Here is a 13,698-nt window from a genome sequence, read left to right as displayed (position 1 = left end):
CGATCGGACGATGCGCACCGCCGGACATATCGAAAACCTCGCGCGCGTCCGGCATCTGCTGCCCGGCCTGATCGGCGAGCTGCCGGACGTCGATACGCTGCGCGGGCGCGTCGCGTTTCGCTGGGTCGTCGCCGACCGCGTGCCGGTGATCGGCCCGCTCGCCGACGAAGCGCAGGCCGTCGCGAACGCCCGCGCGCTGAGCGGCGCGAAGGCGCGCGACCTGCCGCGCGCCGCGGGCCTCTACGGCGCATTCGGCTACGGCTCCCGCGGCCTCGTATGGGCGGCGCTCGGCGCCGAGCTGATCGCGTCGCAACTCGAAGGCGAGCCGCTGCCGCTCGAGCGCGAACTCGTCGACGCCGTCGACCCGGCCCGGTTCCTGATCCGCGCGCTGCGCGGCCGCCAGATCGGCTGATCTCGTCTGTCAGATCCTCACAGTGCTTCGATTTTTCTGTGCAAAGTTATCCACGCGATGCTGTGGATAACCGTGAGGAATCCGCGCGCACTTCGTGTGTAATCACAGTGGACGTAAACTGGGCAACTAGGCACAGCTGTGAAACGCCCGAAAGTTGCTCAACCCAAACCGCTGTGAGCGAACAGCCTGTGCAACGGGTTGTGGCAGCGCCAACCTGTTGATCTTGTTGCGTAAACCGAAGTTATCCACAGAACTGTGGGCGCCTTGTTAACTTCTACTATGTATATATACAAGTAAACCTTTGAAACCAAAGACCTGCGGTGCCTCACAGCGCCGCGAGTCGATTCGATCGGTTCCGGAGCGAAAAAGCTGTGGCACAATCGGTTTCCTTCGCGTTCGTTCGGCCCTGGCGCCGGACATGCTTCAATGGAACGGTCGGCACGATTTCGAATCTGAGTCTTCGAGACCGCGCAGTCCGTTCACACACCAGGCCGACAATCCAGATCGGCAGCCTGAACGACAGTTCCGCCTGATGGCGGAAGAGGCGGATCCCATGTCCTGCCGTCGTCGACCACAACAATCACATTCGGGGCGACACCCAGCCGGCGCGCATCTCATTTCCGACGCTTGACCCCGCGTCGCTGGCGGTTGCTTCCAAAGGAGAAGTCACCACGATGAAGTCGGCGTTCTCATTCCTGCCCAACTGGCCGCTCGCGCCGGATGCCGTGTTCTGGGCCGGGCTCGCGTTGTTTGCGGCCGGCCTGTGCGGCGAGCTGTGCTATCGCGCATGGCGGCTGCCGCGCATCACCGGTTATGCGGTGATCGGTCTCGTTGCCGGGTCGTTCGGATTCGGCGTGATCGACGCGAGCACCGACGAAACCTCGCGGCTGCTGATCAACGTCGCGCTCGGCCTGTTGCTGTTCGAGCTCGGCAGCCGTCTCGACCTGAAATGGATCCGCCGCAATCCGTGGCTCATCGCATCGAGCCTCGCGGAGGCGACGCTGACGTTCGTGCTCGTGCTGTTCGTGATGCTCGCGCTCGGCGTGTCGGGCATGGTCGCGCTCGTGCTGTCGGCGATCGCGATCGCGACGTCGCCGTCGATGGTGATCCAGCTGAAGACCGAACTGCGCGCGGAAGGGCAGGTATCGCAGCGCCTCATCACGCTGACCGCGCTGAACAGCGTCTACGCGATCGTGCTGACCAAGCTCGTGACGAGCTGGCTCCACCAGGAAGCGTACGGGAACGTTTTCGCAACGATCCTGCAACCGGTCTACCTGATCGCCGGTTCGTTCATCGTCGCGTATCTGGTCGCGCGCGCATGCAATTACCTGTTCCGCCACATGACCTCGACGATGCGCGACGAGCATTCGTTCGTCGCGTTGTTCGGCCTCGTGATGCTCGCAATTGCGGTTGCGCAGGCGCTGAAGCTGTCGACGCTGCTCACGCTGCTGCTCGCCGGCATCATCGTGAAGAACCTCGAAGCGCGTCCGCAGCTGTGGCCCGAGCATTTCGGCACGGCCGGCTGGCTGCTGACGGTGATCCTGTTCGTGCTCACGCTCACGTCGTTCACGTGGGGCGACATCGCGCTCGGCGGCCTGCTCGCGATCGTGCTGATCGTCACGCGACTCGTCGCCAAGCTGGCCGGCGTCGTCGTGTTCGCGAAGCCGAGCGGGCTCGGGATGAAGCAGGGCGTCGCGCTCGGCATCGCGCTGACACCGATGTCCGCGCTGTCGTACCTGCTCGTCGACGACACCTACCAGCTCTATCCTAATTTCGACCCGCATCTGCGCGCGATCGTGATGTGCACGATCGTGATCCTGCAGCTCGTCAGCCCGTTCGTCGTCTACCGCTGCCTGTCGGCGGTCAGCGAACGCAGCGACAGAAACTGATTCCGGAACCTGCCATGGCACTCGAAACCTTCGTCAATTCCGAGCCGTTCACGTTCGGCGTCGAACTGGAGATCCAGGTCGTCAACACGCACAACTACGACCTGACCAAGGCTGCATCCGACCTGATGCGCCTGATCCAGGGCGAGACCTTCCCCGGCAACATCACGCCGGAAATCACCGAGAGCATGATCGAGCTGTCGACCGGCATCTGCCACTCGCACGAGCAGGCAGTGTCCGAGCTGCATGCGATTCGCGACGTGCTCGTGAAGGCGGCCGACCAGCTCAACGTCGGGCTGTGCGGCGGCGGCACGCACGCGTTCCAGCAGTGGAGCGACCGGCAGATCTACGACGCGCCGCGTTTCCAGTACATCTCCGAGCTGTACGGCTATCTCGCGAAGCAGTTCACCGTGTTTGGCCAGCACGTGCACATCGGCTGTCCCGATCCGGACAGCGCGCTGTTCCTGCTGCACTCGATGTCGCGCTTCATTCCGCACTTCATCGCGCTGTCCGCGTCGTCGCCGTTCGTGCAGAACGTTGACACCGGTTTCCATTCGGCGCGCCTGAACTCGGTGTTCGCGTTCCCGCTGTCGGGCCGCGCACCATTCGTGCTGACCTGGGACAGCTTCGAGGAGTACTTCACGAAGATGGTCAACACGGGTGTCGTCAACTCGATGAAGGACTTCTACTGGGACATCCGGCCGAAGCCCGGCTACGGGACGATCGAGGTGCGCGTGATGGACACGCCGCTGTCGGTCGATCGCGCGGCCGCAATCGCGTGCTACATCCAGACGCTCGCGCGCTACCTGCTGACCGACCGGCCGCTGAAGCTGTCGGAGGACGACTATCTCGTCTACACGTTCAACCGTTTCGAAGCGTGCCGCTTCGGGCTCGAGGGCACCTGCGTCAATCCTCAGACAGGTGAGCGCCGCACGATCGCGGAAGACATCCTCGACACGCTCGACCGGATCGCGCCGCATGCGGCCGCGCTCGGCTCGCGCGCGGCGCTCGACGAGATCGGCGCGCTCGCGAAGGCGCGCGTGAATGACGCATCGTGGTTGAGAACCGTTTTCAAACAGGAAAAATCGCTGAACGAGACGGTTCGCCAGCAATGCCTGCGCTGGCGTGAATGAAAAAATGTTTTGCAGATTACGGGCTCGACCGCGCGGCGATTCACTGAACGTCGTTCAGTGCCGATTCGCGCGCGGCGCGTCGCCAGTCGTCCTGAAAATCTGTGGATAACTCAATATTCCGCTTCAAAGTCAACGCTCTGCGGGATGGATAACCCGGTGGACTGGTGCCGTCGGCATGATGGCCGATCCGAACAGGAAAATGTTTGCGCGTGGCGCCGTGGGGCCGGCAGAGATTGCCGGCACAACGAAAAAGTCCGGTTATCCAGTGATTTTCCACAGAATGAAGGGGATAACTTAGCTGTGCGATTTTCCGCTCTCGCTTAGAATGTCGGCTTTGCGGACACCGGAACGACGTGTGTCTCACCGGTCGCCGCGAACGCGACCGCCGCGTGTGCCTCGCGACGGCCGTGTCGACGCTCCTCAGCGAGCGTCTGTTTTGAGATAGACATTCGATCTCCACACTACGGCTGCTCGGCAATCCGGGCGGCGGCAAAGCGAAAAGACTATGAGCGAAGGCGTTTACGGGAATCAGGCTTCGGGACGTGTGACCCACAGCTTGCTGCGATTGAGTACGGCCATGCGAAGCCAGGCATGGGATTGGGCGGAAGGCGCGGGTCTCACGCCGACGCAGGGCGAGATCCTCGTGCTGCTGCTGCAACGCAAGGGCCCGATGCGGCTCGGCGAGATCGCGCGCGAGACGCAACTCACCGCGGCGACCACCAGCGATGCGGTCAGCACGCTCGAAACGAAGGGGCTCGTCGAGAAGCGTCGCGCACTGGACGATGGCCGCGCGCTCGCCGTGCGCCTGTCGGCCCGCGGCCGTACCGCGGCGAAGAAGGCGCTGCAATGGCCGGAATTCCTGACGAAAGCAGTCGGCAAGCTCGGCGCGGACGAGCAGGGCGCGCTGTACCGCGCGCTGCTGAAGACGCTGCGCGAGCTGCAGGTTGCCGGTGCGACGCCGCCGCAGCGCATGTGCCTGACGTGCGCGCATTTCCAGCCGGGCAAGCAGTCGAAGAAGACCGTGCATTACTGCGCGGCGCTCGACCTGTCGATGGCCGACAGCGATCTGCGTCTCGACTGTTCGGTGCACGAAGAAGGCGACGCGGCGACGCAGAAGAAGACCTGGAAGGTGTTCGCCGGCTGACGTCCGTCGATCGACCGGGAGGCCGATGATGAACGCTGAAGTGGTGGCGATTCGCCACGTGCATTTCGAGGACCTCGGCAGCTTCGAGCAGGTGCTCGGGGAGCGCGGGCGGCGAGTGCGCTATGTCGACGTCGGATCGTCGCGCGTCGAGGTGCTCGACGCGCTCCAGCCGTCGCTGCTCGTGATGCTCGGCGGCCCGCTCAGCGTGTACGACGATGCGCAGTATCCGTCGATCGCGCCGCTCGCGGCGCTCGTGCGCCAGCGCATCGACGCGGGACTGCCGATCCTCGGCATCTGCCTGGGTGCGCAGTTCATCGCCCGTGCGCTCGGTGCGCGCGTCTATCCGGCTGCGCAGAAGGAACTCGGCTGGGCGCCGCTGACGCTCACCGACGCGGGCCGTGCGTCGCCGATGCGCCATCTCGACGGCGCGGCGACTTCGATGCTGCACTGGCACGGCGATACGTTCGATCTGCCGGGCGGCGCCATCCATCTCGCGTCGACACCCGCATGCCGCCACCAGGCATTCGCGTGGGGGCAGCACGTGCTGGCGCTGCAATGCCATCCTGAAATCCGCGCCGACCGCTTCGAACCCTGGCTGATCGGTAACGCCGGCGAAATCGCGTCGACGCCCGGCATCGACGCGTGCCAGCTGCGCGCCGACACCGTGCAGCACGGTCCCGCGCTGGAGACGGCCGCGCGACGCATGTTCGCGGAGTGGCTCGACAGCGTCGGGCTTTGATGCCGAGCGTGCGGCACTGCGCGTGAGCGGCCCGCCGGCAACACCGGCCCGCGCACCGCGGCATCGCGCGTGCGCATTGCATCGCCATCGCCGCCGGCTTCACGCCGGCCGTCCCTGACCATCGGCTTACTGCCGAACCGGCCGCCAGCAGGCTTCGAGCCTGCATGCTACGCTCCTGTGCTCTTTCCCTTTCCTGGCGAGCGGCACCCATGACTGCGCTGTTTTCTCCGTTCACGCTGCGCGGCGTGACCCTTCCGAACCGGATCGTGGTTTCCCCGATGTGCCAGTACTCGGCCGAGCGCGGCGAGGCGACCGACTGGCACATGATTCATCTCGGCCATCTCGCGCTGTCCGGCGCGGGCCTGCTCTGCATCGAAGCGACCGCCGTCGAACCCGACGGGCGCATCACGGCCGGGGATCTCGGCCTGTGGGACGACGTGACCGAAGCGGCGCTCAAGCCCGTGCTGGCGTCGATCCGCAAGCATTCGCCGGTTCGCATCGCGATGCAGCTGTCGCATGCAGGGCGCAAGGCCTCGAGCGAGGTGCCGTGGAAGGGCGGCCAGCTCGTGTCCGTCGCCGATGGCGGCTGGTTGCCGCACGCGCCGTCGGCGCTGCCGCACAAGGACGGCGAGACGCCGCCGCTCGCACTCGACACGGCCGGCCTGAACCGGATCCGCGACGCGTTCGCCGCCGCCGCGAAGCGTGCCGCGCGCCTCGGCATCGACGCGATCGAAGTGCATGCGGCGCACGGCTACCTGCTGCACCAGTTCCTGTCGCCGATCTCGAACCAGCGCACCGACGAATACGGCGGCTCGCGCGAGAACCGAATGCGCTTTCCGCTCGAGATCTTCGAGATCGTGCGCGCGGCGTTTCCGGAAGACCGGCCGGTCGGCGTGCGCGTGTCGGCGACCGACTGGGTCGAGGGCGGCTGGGAACTCGACGACACGATCGCGTTCGCGCACGAACTGAAGCAGCGTGGCTGCGACTGGATCGACGTGTCGTCCGGCGGCGTGTCGCCGCTGCAGAAGATTCCGCTGTCGCCCGGTTACCAGGTGCCGTTCGCGCAGGCCGTGAAGCGCGCGGTCGGGATGCCGACGATCGCGGTCGGCCTCATCAACGATCCCGCGCATGCGAACCGGTTGATCGAGGCGGGCGACGCTGATCTCGTCGCGATGGCGCGTGCGATGCTGTACGACCCGCGCTGGCCGTGGCATGCGGCCGCCGAGCTCGGCGCGCAGGTGTCGGCGCCGCCGCAGTACTGGCGTTCGCAGCCGCGCGAGCACAAGGCGTTGTTCGGCGACATCGCATTCGGCCAGCGTTGAGCGTCATGCGCGCGATATTGCGCACGATGTTGAACGAAGCAATCTTGAACGTGTAGGATGCGGGTGATCCGCCGCATGGCCCGACGCGGCACCCACCGGTGCCGCGTTTTCGTTTTGCGCGCCGCTGGGCCGTGAGCGCGGCCGTCTTCCATTCAAGTCGTCTTCACAAGGATTTGTTCGATGAGTTCACGCAGGATCGCGGTGCGCCGCTCGGGAGTACACGGCAAGGGCGTGTTCGCGGTGGCGCCGATCAAGGCCGGCGAGCGCGTAGTGGAATACAAGGGCGAGCGGATTTCGTGGAAGGAAGCGCTGCGTCGCCATCCGCACGATCCGAGCGAGCCTAACCATACGTTCTACTTCGCACTGGAAGAAGGCGGGGTGATCGACGGCAAGGTCGACGGCAACAGCGCGCGCTGGATCAACCATTCGTGCGCGCCGAACTGCGAGGCCGAGGAGACGAAGGGCCGCGTGTTCATCCACGCGCTGCGCGACATCGGGCCGGAAGAAGAGCTGTTCTACGACTATGGCCTCGTGATCGACGAGAAGCTGACGAAGAAGCTCAAGCGCGAATACGCGTGCCATTGCGGCGCGGACGCGTGCCGCGGCACGCTGCTCGCCACACCGGACGACGACGGCAAGAAGAGAAAGAAGAAGGACAAGAAAGACGGCAAGTCCGAGTCTGCCGCGAAGGACAAGAAAAAGAAGAAGTGACCGGGGCGGCCGCGCATCGCGCGCGGCGGCTTCCTCGGACGACCGCCGCGCGCCGAAGTGCCGCGCGGCTGTTCTTCCCGCCCTCCCGATGCGCGCACCGCGCGCGACTCAGTGCGTCGGCGCGGCGGCCGGCGTTTCGCTCGCCGGCTTCTCGGTACGCTTGGCAAGCGGCACGCGCACCACGAAGCGCGAACCGCCTTCCGATGCATCTTCGTACGACACCGTGCCGCCGTGCATCGCGATGATGTCGTGCACGATCGCGAGCCCGAGCCCGGCGCCCGTCTCGACGCCGTTGCCGCTTTGCGCATCGCCGCGGAAAAAGCGCTTGAACAGGTCGGCCTGCTGATTGGCCGGCACGCCCGGGCCGTTGTCCTCGACGACGATCTCGGCGGCCGGCTGGCCGTCCTCGAGCGCGCCGCGCGCGACGTTTACCGTGATCCGCGCGCCGTCCGGCCGTGCGAGCGGCACGTATTTCAACGCATTGTCGAGCAGGTTCGCGATCACCTCGCGCAGCAGCACGGGGTTGCCGCGCACGTTCAGCGTTTCGTCGTCGCCGGGTTCGTCGCTGCGCTGGAAGCCGAGGTCGACATGCGACGCGAGCGCGCGCGGTACCCACTCGGCACCCGTCTCGAATGCCATCGCGGCCAGGTCGACGTCGACGAAACGCGCGGCCTGTTCGCCCGGCTCCGCCCGCGCGAGCGACAGCAACTGGTTCGACAGCCGCACCGCGCGGTCGGCGGCCGCGCGCAGCTCGCGCACCGCGGTGTAGGTCTGCTGCGGGTCGCGCGCGACGGCGGCCTGCTCGGCATGCAGCTTCACGGCGGTGAGCGGCGTGCGCAACTGGTGCGCGGCATCGGCGATGAACTTGCGCTGCGCGTCGAGCGCGGTCTTCAGGCGGCCGAGCAGCGCGTTCATCGCGCTCGTCAGCGGCCGGATCTCGAGCGGCACGTCGGTTTCGTCGACCGGCTCCAGCGACGTGTGGGTCTGCCGGTTCAGCGAATCGGCGAGATGCGTGAGCGGGCCGAGCTGCTGGTTCACGACGCGCCACACGATGCCCCAGCCCGCCAGCAGCAACAGCAGCAGCGGCATCATGATCGCGACGAGGAATTCGGCGGCGATCCGGTAGCGGTGCCGCACCGGCTGCGCGACCTCGACCACCATCGGCCGGCCGCCGTCGACTTCCTCGACGCGCACCTGCGCGACCCGCACCGCGCGGTTGTCGTACTCGGCCTCGAATACGTACGCGTGATGCATGCGGCGCACGTTGATGCCGCGCAGCGGCAGCTTCGGATCGCCGGCGAGCTCCTCCTCGCCGTCGCTGATCCGGTAGATCAGCGCCTCGGCCGGATCGGAGAACATGGCCTGCGCGAGCGGCGGCACCGTGAACGGCGCGTCGGGGCCGGCGATCTGGATCTGTTTGGAGATGGCGGTCGCGAGATCGGCGAGCGAGCGGTCGATCACGTGTTGCGTGTATTGCCACGCGAGCCAGTAGGCAATCAGGCCGCTCATCAGCGCGAGCATCGACAGCGGCGCGGCGAGGCGTCTGAGCAGCGAGCGGCGCAGGCTGGTGGTGACAGCCGGATCAGAAGACATTTCGACGGGCAAATGGATAAGCGCCGCTCACGGGGAGCGGCGCGGTCGTGCGCCGGACGGCGACGCGGGCAGGGCGGCGCGCCGGCGGCACGGGGCCGGCCGGCATGCGGCGCCGCTCAGACGCTCGCGGTCTGGCGGATTTCCTGCAGCAGGTAGCCGAAGCCGCGCACCGTGACGATCTCGACACGGCACTGCTCGAGCTTCTTGCGCACGCGGTGCACGTAGACTTCGATCGCGGTGTCGCCGAGATCGCCGCCGAAATGCGTGAGGTGATCCTGCAGCTGGGCCTTGCTGACGACGCGGCCGTGGCGCAGCAGCAGCATTTCGAGCACCGCGAACTCGCGCGGCGACAGTTCGAGCGGCTTGTCGTCGTTGAAGATGCGACGATCGACGCCCGACAGGCGGACGCCGCCGAGCGACACTTCCGGACGCGGCATGTCGCTGTGCGGGCCGCTGCGACGCATCACCGCGCGGATGCGCGCTTCGAGCTCGGCCGGCTCGAACGGCTTGAGCATGTAGTCGTCGGCGCCGGAGTTCAGGCCCTGGATCCGGTCGTTCAGTTCGTCACGCGCGGTCAGCACGATGACGGGCGTGTGGCGGTTGGTCTGGCGGAAACGCGTGAGCAGCGTCATGCCGTCGATGCCCGGCAGGCCGAGGTCGAGGATCACGAGTTCGTGGCGGTTTTGTGCCAGCGCCTGTTCGGCAAAGATGCCGTCATGCACCATGTCGACGGTGAAGCCAGCCTGCTCGAGGCTGCTCTGGATACCGCGTGCGATGGGGCGGTCGTCTTCGATCAGAAGGAGTCGCATGAAGTTCGCTCAAGTACAATGGGTTGGCGGTTCAGGCACGCGGACAGCACGACGCCGTTTCCACAGGGGCGCCGCATCGCCTGACATCAAGCATGGCGGCCAGCGAACGATTAAATCCAATCATGTCCGATATTTCGATCCACGACCTCGAAGCCGCGATCAATTTCTGGCGCGCCCGCTCGCCGTCGAGCGGCGACGAACTCAAACTCTGCGAAGAGGCCAGCGCGCTCTCCAAGCCGTATGCGCTGCTGATTGTACAGCGCGAAGGCACGCTGCAACTGGAAGGTTTGGACCCCAAGGCGCGGAAAGCGTATGAGACTTACGTGCGCCTTAAGGATGGCTTGGAAAGCTGAAGGCTTTCGCTGAGTACATCCTAGAAAACGTTCAGCGAAATGAAAAGTTGACGCGCCGCGCGTCGCAGGATGCGCGGCGGCGGGGAAGTCTCAGGCGGCCGGCTGGGTGTGCGCACACACGTGGTCGATGAACTGCGCGAGCGAGATGTCGCGCTCGGTCAGGCCGTGCGCGTCGTGGGTCGACAGCGTGATATCGACACGGTTGTACACGTTGAACCATTCCGGATGGTGGTTCATTTCCTGCGCCTTGATCGCGATACGCGTCATGAAGCCGAACGCCTCGTTGAAATCGGCGAAGCGCAGGCTGCGCTGGATTGCGTCGCGGCCCGGCACGGCTGTCCAGTGCGGCAGGCCTTCGAGCCGGGTCTTGCGTTCTTCTGATGTGAGCTTGTGGATCATGGTGCACCTCGTTCGGTAACTAACGGCGCCCGCGCGCGGGCAAAAGCCATGCGGCAAAGCCGGTACCGGTCATTGTTTCATAGTTGTGGGACGGCCATCCGGCGACGGGCATCCGGCGACGGGCATCTGGAGGCGGGCGCCGGCGCCCGAATCATTCCGGCGTGGCCGGCCGCGTTACGCGCGCGCGTCGTCCGGCCAGCCTTCGCCCGTGCCGCGATGCAGCACGAGGTCGCGCTCGAGCACCGCGCCGGCCGGGAATTCCGGCAGCGCGGCCAGCCGGTCGGCCAGTGCCCGGCCGTCGACGTCGGCGAGCGCGAACAGCTGCGCGAAATCGTCGATCACGAAGTAGGTCGTCTGGAACGTGTCGATCCGGTACTGCGTGCGCATCACGCGCTCCAGGTCGAAGCCGAGCCGGTTCGGCGCCGCGCTTTCAAGGCTGTAGAGGCTCTCGCCCTTGCTCGACACGATTCCGGCGCCGTAGATCGACAGCCCGTTCGTGCCGTTCGGGTCGCGGATCAGCCCGAATTCCACCGTGTACCAGTAGAGGCGCGCAAGCCGCGCGAGCGCCGCTTCGTCATCGGCGACCGCGAGCGCGGTGCGGCCGTAGGCCTGCATGTAGTCGGCGAACACCGGCTCGATCAGGAGCGGCACGTGGCCGAACAGGTCGTGGAAGCAGTCGGGTTCCTGCAGGTAGTCGAGCTGGTCCGGGCGGCGCATCCACCAGGTGACCGGAAACCGCCGGTTCGCGAGGTGTTCGAAGAACACGCGATCGGGCACGAGGCCCGGCACCGCGACGATCTCCCAGCCGGTTGCCCGCTTCAGCTGGCGGTTCACGTCGGCGAACGACGGCACGCGGTCGGCCGGCAGGTCGATCTTCCCGAGCCCGGCGACGAACGCATCGCACGCGCGTCCGCGCAGCAACGCCGACTGGCGCGCATAGAGCTGCTGCCACACCGCGTGGTCGACCTGGCCGTAGCGTTCGAGCGGCTGGTCGATGGTGAAATCGGCGCGGGTTTCGAGGCCCGCGTCGAACTGCTCCTGCAGTTTCGCGGTGACGACGGTGGACATGATCAGGCTCTGTACGCTGTGGTTGGGAACCATGCAAGTGTAGAGCGGGCGACGTGCGGAAGGGGCGCAAAGATGGCGTGAATTCGCTGGTTGATGCGATAATCACGCATCAAAACACGAATCAATGCGGAGTATGCTCATGCTGGAACTCGATCACTTCGATCTCGCGCTTCTCGACGTGCTGCAGCGCTTCGGCCGCGCGACGCACCAGCAGCTCGGCGAGGAGGTGCCGCTGTCGCCGTCGCAGATCGGCCGGCGGCTGCAGCGGCTCGAGGCGGCCGGCGTGATCGAAGGCTACCGCGTGATGTTGCGCCCCGAAAAGCTCGGGCTCGGCGTTACCGCGTTCACGAGCCTGAAGCTCAAGCACCACGGCGATTCGATCATCGAGCAGTTCCAGCAGCAGATCGACGTGCTGCCCGAGGTGCTCGAATGCCATGCGGTAGTCGGCGATGCCGACTATCTGCTGCGGATCGTCGCGCCGGATCTCAACGCGCTGTCGCAGTTCGTGATGAAGAAGCTGATGCGCGTGCCGGGCGTCGACAGCGTGCGCTCGAACATCGTGCTGACGACCTTCAAGCGCAACGGCGCGCTGCCGCTCGCGCATCTGGCGCCCGGCGCCGCGTGATGCGGCGGCCGGATCGGCGGCGGGGTGCCGGATCCCGCCGCGGATAGGGCCGGATCAGGCCGCTTCGGATTGCGCGTCGGCGTTCAGCAGGTCGACGTACGCGACCGCGACGAGATCGTCCTGGGCCACGCCGAGCTTGGCGAACACGTCATGCGCTTCGGCTTCGCCGCCGGCTTCGTCGTCGTCGGGGCCGAGCACCACTTCCAGTTCGATGAAATCGCCGAGGCCGTCGACGCGGTCGAGGTGAATCCGCGTGCGGCCGACGAGGTACACGTGCCGTTCCTTCGTCACGATCCCGCGCGTGGTCAGCGCGGTCGCGAGCAGCGAATGCATCGCGTCCGGGTTCGTCACCGGGCTGCGCGTGTAGTACGACGCCTTCGGGCCGTCGCGGTCGTCGCGCTGATAGAAGATCAGTTCGGCGGGCGTGCCGTCCTCGAAGCGGCGCAGCTTCAGCCGGCCGCGCGGCACGTCGTAGAAGAAATCCTGCTGGCGGTAGAAAAGCGGTGCTTCGGTCGCGAGCGTAGCCGCCTGTTCGCGCAGCCGGTCGAATTCACGGGCGCGGGCTTTGATCTCGATGTTGCGGGCCATGCGGGTCTCCTCCAATCAGGGATCTCGCGGTGTGCGAACGCACAATCTAGCAAAAAGCCCGCGATGCTGGCGTGACGCGCCACCGGGACGCGGCGACACGACGCGGGGCGGGCAATTCGGGCGTTACGGCGGATCAGGCGGCGGATCAGGCTCGGAAGCCCGGTACACGATCGGCCGCATAGCCATCAGCAGCCCTCATATCGCCCATTGGGACTCGATCAGCCGCAGCGCGGCCGCGATCGCCGGTTCGTCGCGCCGCTCGGCGAGCGTCACGAACGTCAGTTCGGTCGGCACCGTCACGCGTTCGACGATCGTCAGCGCATGCGCATGCGCTTCGGCCAGCGCGGTCGAGTCGCGTGCGAGCGTCAAGCCGATCCCGGATTTGACGAGATCGAGCATCGACTGCTCCTGATCGACCTCGGCAACCTTGACCGGCTGCGCGCCGGCCTCCGCGAAGCGCCGCGACAGCAGCCGGTGATGGGCGGACGCGGGCGGCGTCCAGATCCACGGCAGCGCGGCGAGCGCGCGCCAGTCGTGCGCGCGCTGGACACGCTCCTTCCAGCCGGCCGGCGCGAGCACGCGATACTGGAAACGCGTGAGCGTGACCGTGTGGAACAGCGTGTCGTCGCGCGGATCGTCCTCGCCGGGCCGGCCGATGTAGTAGCCGACGTCGAGCGCCTGCGCACGCACCTGCTCGAGTACCCAGCCCGACATCCCGTGCCGCAGCGCCGTCTCGATCTGCGGATGGGTTTCGACCAGCGCGCGCAGGAAGCCACCGAGCCGCAGGAAGCCCGATCTCGTCGTGCTCGCCGGCTTCATGCGCATCCTGACGCCCGATTTCGTCAGACGATATGAAGGCCGGCTGCTGAACATCCACCCGTCGCTGCTGCCGAGCTTCAAGGGCATCCACACGCAC

13 protein-coding genes and 3 pseudogenes are annotated in these 13,698 nt (G+C 66.4%); 10 read left to right on the top strand and 6 right to left on the bottom strand.

Annotated features, from left to right (window positions below; genetic code table 11):
• From F3J14_RS28970 to F3J14_RS28940, 7 genes and pseudogenes are all read left to right on the top strand, one after another.
• Positions 1-412 (top strand): annotated as a pseudogene (locus F3J14_RS28970) (bifunctional tRNA (5-methylaminomethyl-2-thiouridine)(34)-methyltransferase MnmD/FAD-dependent 5-carboxymethylaminomethyl-2-thiouridine(34) oxidoreductase MnmC); the annotation flags it as partial.
• Positions 413-1,086: 674 nt separating this feature from the next.
• Positions 1,087-2,301, top strand: a complete 1,215-nt coding sequence (locus tag F3J14_RS28965) for a cation:proton antiporter (RefSeq protein WP_166725863.1) — start codon at positions 1,087-1,089, stop codon at positions 2,299-2,301.
• Between the two features lie 14 nt (positions 2,302-2,315).
• Entirely contained in the window at positions 2,316-3,431 is a 1,116-nt protein-coding gene (locus F3J14_RS28960; protein ID WP_006751345.1) for a YbdK family carboxylate-amine ligase, read from the top strand.
• A 505-nt stretch (positions 3,432-3,936) separates the two neighbouring features.
• Complete coding sequence (locus F3J14_RS28955) at positions 3,937-4,575, top strand: MarR family winged helix-turn-helix transcriptional regulator (protein WP_043173297.1); 639 nt, start codon at positions 3,937-3,939, stop codon at positions 4,573-4,575.
• 28 nt (positions 4,576-4,603) lie between these two features.
• Positions 4,604-5,314 carry a glutamine amidotransferase gene (locus F3J14_RS28950; RefSeq protein ID WP_006759203.1) on the top strand — a complete coding sequence of 237 codons (711 nt, stop codon included), beginning with the start codon at positions 4,604-4,606 and terminating at the stop codon, positions 5,312-5,314.
• Positions 5,315-5,523: 209 nt separating this feature from the next.
• Positions 5,524-6,636, top strand: a complete 1,113-nt coding sequence (locus F3J14_RS28945) for an NADH:flavin oxidoreductase/NADH oxidase (RefSeq protein WP_166725862.1) — start codon at positions 5,524-5,526, stop codon at positions 6,634-6,636.
• 180 nt (positions 6,637-6,816) lie between these two features.
• Positions 6,817-7,347 (top strand): SET domain-containing protein-lysine N-methyltransferase, encoded by a 531-nt coding sequence (locus tag F3J14_RS28940; protein WP_166725861.1) that lies wholly within the window; start codon positions 6,817-6,819, stop codon positions 7,345-7,347.
• 108 nt (positions 7,348-7,455) lie between these two features.
• On the opposite strand, the gene F3J14_RS28935 is transcribed toward F3J14_RS28940, so the two are convergent.
• A complete protein-coding gene (locus F3J14_RS28935; protein ID WP_166725860.1) occupies positions 7,456-8,940 on the bottom strand; it encodes a sensor histidine kinase in 1,485 nt (494 codons plus the stop codon).
• Between the two features lie 116 nt (positions 8,941-9,056).
• Positions 9,057-9,749 (bottom strand): response regulator transcription factor, encoded by a 693-nt coding sequence (locus F3J14_RS28930; protein ID WP_006401494.1) that lies wholly within the window; start codon positions 9,747-9,749, stop codon positions 9,057-9,059.
• 122 nt (positions 9,750-9,871) lie between these two features.
• Between F3J14_RS28930 and F3J14_RS28925 the strand changes: the two genes are divergently transcribed.
• A complete protein-coding gene (locus tag F3J14_RS28925; RefSeq protein ID WP_006751338.1) occupies positions 9,872-10,102 on the top strand; it encodes a DUF3717 domain-containing protein in 231 nt (76 codons plus the stop codon).
• 90 nt (positions 10,103-10,192) lie between these two features.
• Here F3J14_RS28925 and F3J14_RS28920 read toward each other — a convergent pair whose 3' ends face one another.
• Complete coding sequence (locus F3J14_RS28920; protein ID WP_282100759.1) at positions 10,193-10,558, bottom strand: 4a-hydroxytetrahydrobiopterin dehydratase; 366 nt, start codon at positions 10,556-10,558, stop codon at positions 10,193-10,195.
• A gap of 117 nt (positions 10,559-10,675) precedes the next feature.
• Entirely contained in the window at positions 10,676-11,602 is a 927-nt protein-coding gene (gene phhA / locus F3J14_RS28915; RefSeq protein ID WP_166725858.1) for a phenylalanine 4-monooxygenase, read from the bottom strand.
• A 106-nt stretch (positions 11,603-11,708) separates the two neighbouring features.
• Here phhA and F3J14_RS28910 point away from each other — a divergent pair, with 106 nt between their 5' ends.
• Positions 11,709-12,194 (top strand): Lrp/AsnC family transcriptional regulator, encoded by a 486-nt coding sequence (locus tag F3J14_RS28910; RefSeq protein WP_006408082.1) that lies wholly within the window; start codon positions 11,709-11,711, stop codon positions 12,192-12,194.
• 54 nt (positions 12,195-12,248) lie between these two features.
• Here F3J14_RS28910 and F3J14_RS28905 read toward each other — a convergent pair whose 3' ends face one another.
• Together F3J14_RS28905 and F3J14_RS28900 are read right to left on the bottom strand one after the other, a co-directional pair.
• The gene (locus F3J14_RS28905) at positions 12,249-12,782 is read right to left on the bottom strand and encodes a class IV adenylate cyclase (protein WP_006751335.1); all 534 of its coding nucleotides are present in this window, start codon (positions 12,780-12,782) and stop codon (positions 12,249-12,251) included.
• A 195-nt stretch (positions 12,783-12,977) separates the two neighbouring features.
• Positions 12,978-13,571, bottom strand: a pseudogene (locus F3J14_RS28900) (LysR family transcriptional regulator substrate-binding protein); the annotation flags it as partial.
• Position 13,572: 1 nt separating this feature from the next.
• On the opposite strand from F3J14_RS28900, the pseudogene F3J14_RS28895 reads away from it, so the two are divergent.
• Positions 13,573-13,698, top strand: a pseudogene (locus tag F3J14_RS28895) (formyltransferase family protein); the annotation flags it as partial.

It is taken from the genome of Burkholderia sp. Tr-862, assembly GCF_011753085.1.
Lineage (GTDB): Bacteria > Pseudomonadota > Gammaproteobacteria > Burkholderiales > Burkholderiaceae > Burkholderia > Burkholderia ambifaria.
Note: the sequence above shows the minus strand (reverse complement) of the source record. Positions and strands in the feature narration are given on the sequence as shown.

Bases quoted from the DNA above. Each gene is read 5' to 3' on its own strand.
- F3J14_RS28965 (WP_166725863.1), top strand. From the start codon at position 1,087: ATGAAGTCGGCGTTCTCATTCCTGCCCAACTGGCCGCTCGCGCCGGAT.
- F3J14_RS28960 (WP_006751345.1), top strand. From the start codon at position 2,316: ATGGCACTCGAAACCTTCGTCAATTCCGAGCCGTTCACGTTCGGCGTC.
- F3J14_RS28955 (WP_043173297.1), top strand. From the start codon at position 3,937: ATGAGCGAAGGCGTTTACGGGAATCAGGCTTCGGGACGTGTGACCCAC.
- F3J14_RS28950 (WP_006759203.1), top strand. From the start codon at position 4,604: ATGAACGCTGAAGTGGTGGCGATTCGCCACGTGCATTTCGAGGACCTC.
- F3J14_RS28945 (WP_166725862.1), top strand. From the start codon at position 5,524: ATGACTGCGCTGTTTTCTCCGTTCACGCTGCGCGGCGTGACCCTTCCG.
- F3J14_RS28940 (WP_166725861.1), top strand. From the start codon at position 6,817: ATGAGTTCACGCAGGATCGCGGTGCGCCGCTCGGGAGTACACGGCAAG.
- F3J14_RS28935 (WP_166725860.1), bottom strand. From the start codon at position 8,940: ATGTCTTCTGATCCGGCTGTCACCACCAGCCTGCGCCGCTCGCTGCTC.
- F3J14_RS28930 (WP_006401494.1), bottom strand. From the start codon at position 9,749: ATGCGACTCCTTCTGATCGAAGACGACCGCCCCATCGCACGCGGTATC.
- F3J14_RS28925 (WP_006751338.1), top strand. From the start codon at position 9,872: ATGTCCGATATTTCGATCCACGACCTCGAAGCCGCGATCAATTTCTGG.
- phhA (WP_166725858.1), bottom strand. From the start codon at position 11,602: ATGGTTCCCAACCACAGCGTACAGAGCCTGATCATGTCCACCGTCGTC.
- F3J14_RS28910 (WP_006408082.1), top strand. From the start codon at position 11,709: ATGCTGGAACTCGATCACTTCGATCTCGCGCTTCTCGACGTGCTGCAG.
- F3J14_RS28905 (WP_006751335.1), bottom strand. From the start codon at position 12,782: ATGGCCCGCAACATCGAGATCAAAGCCCGCGCCCGTGAATTCGACCGG.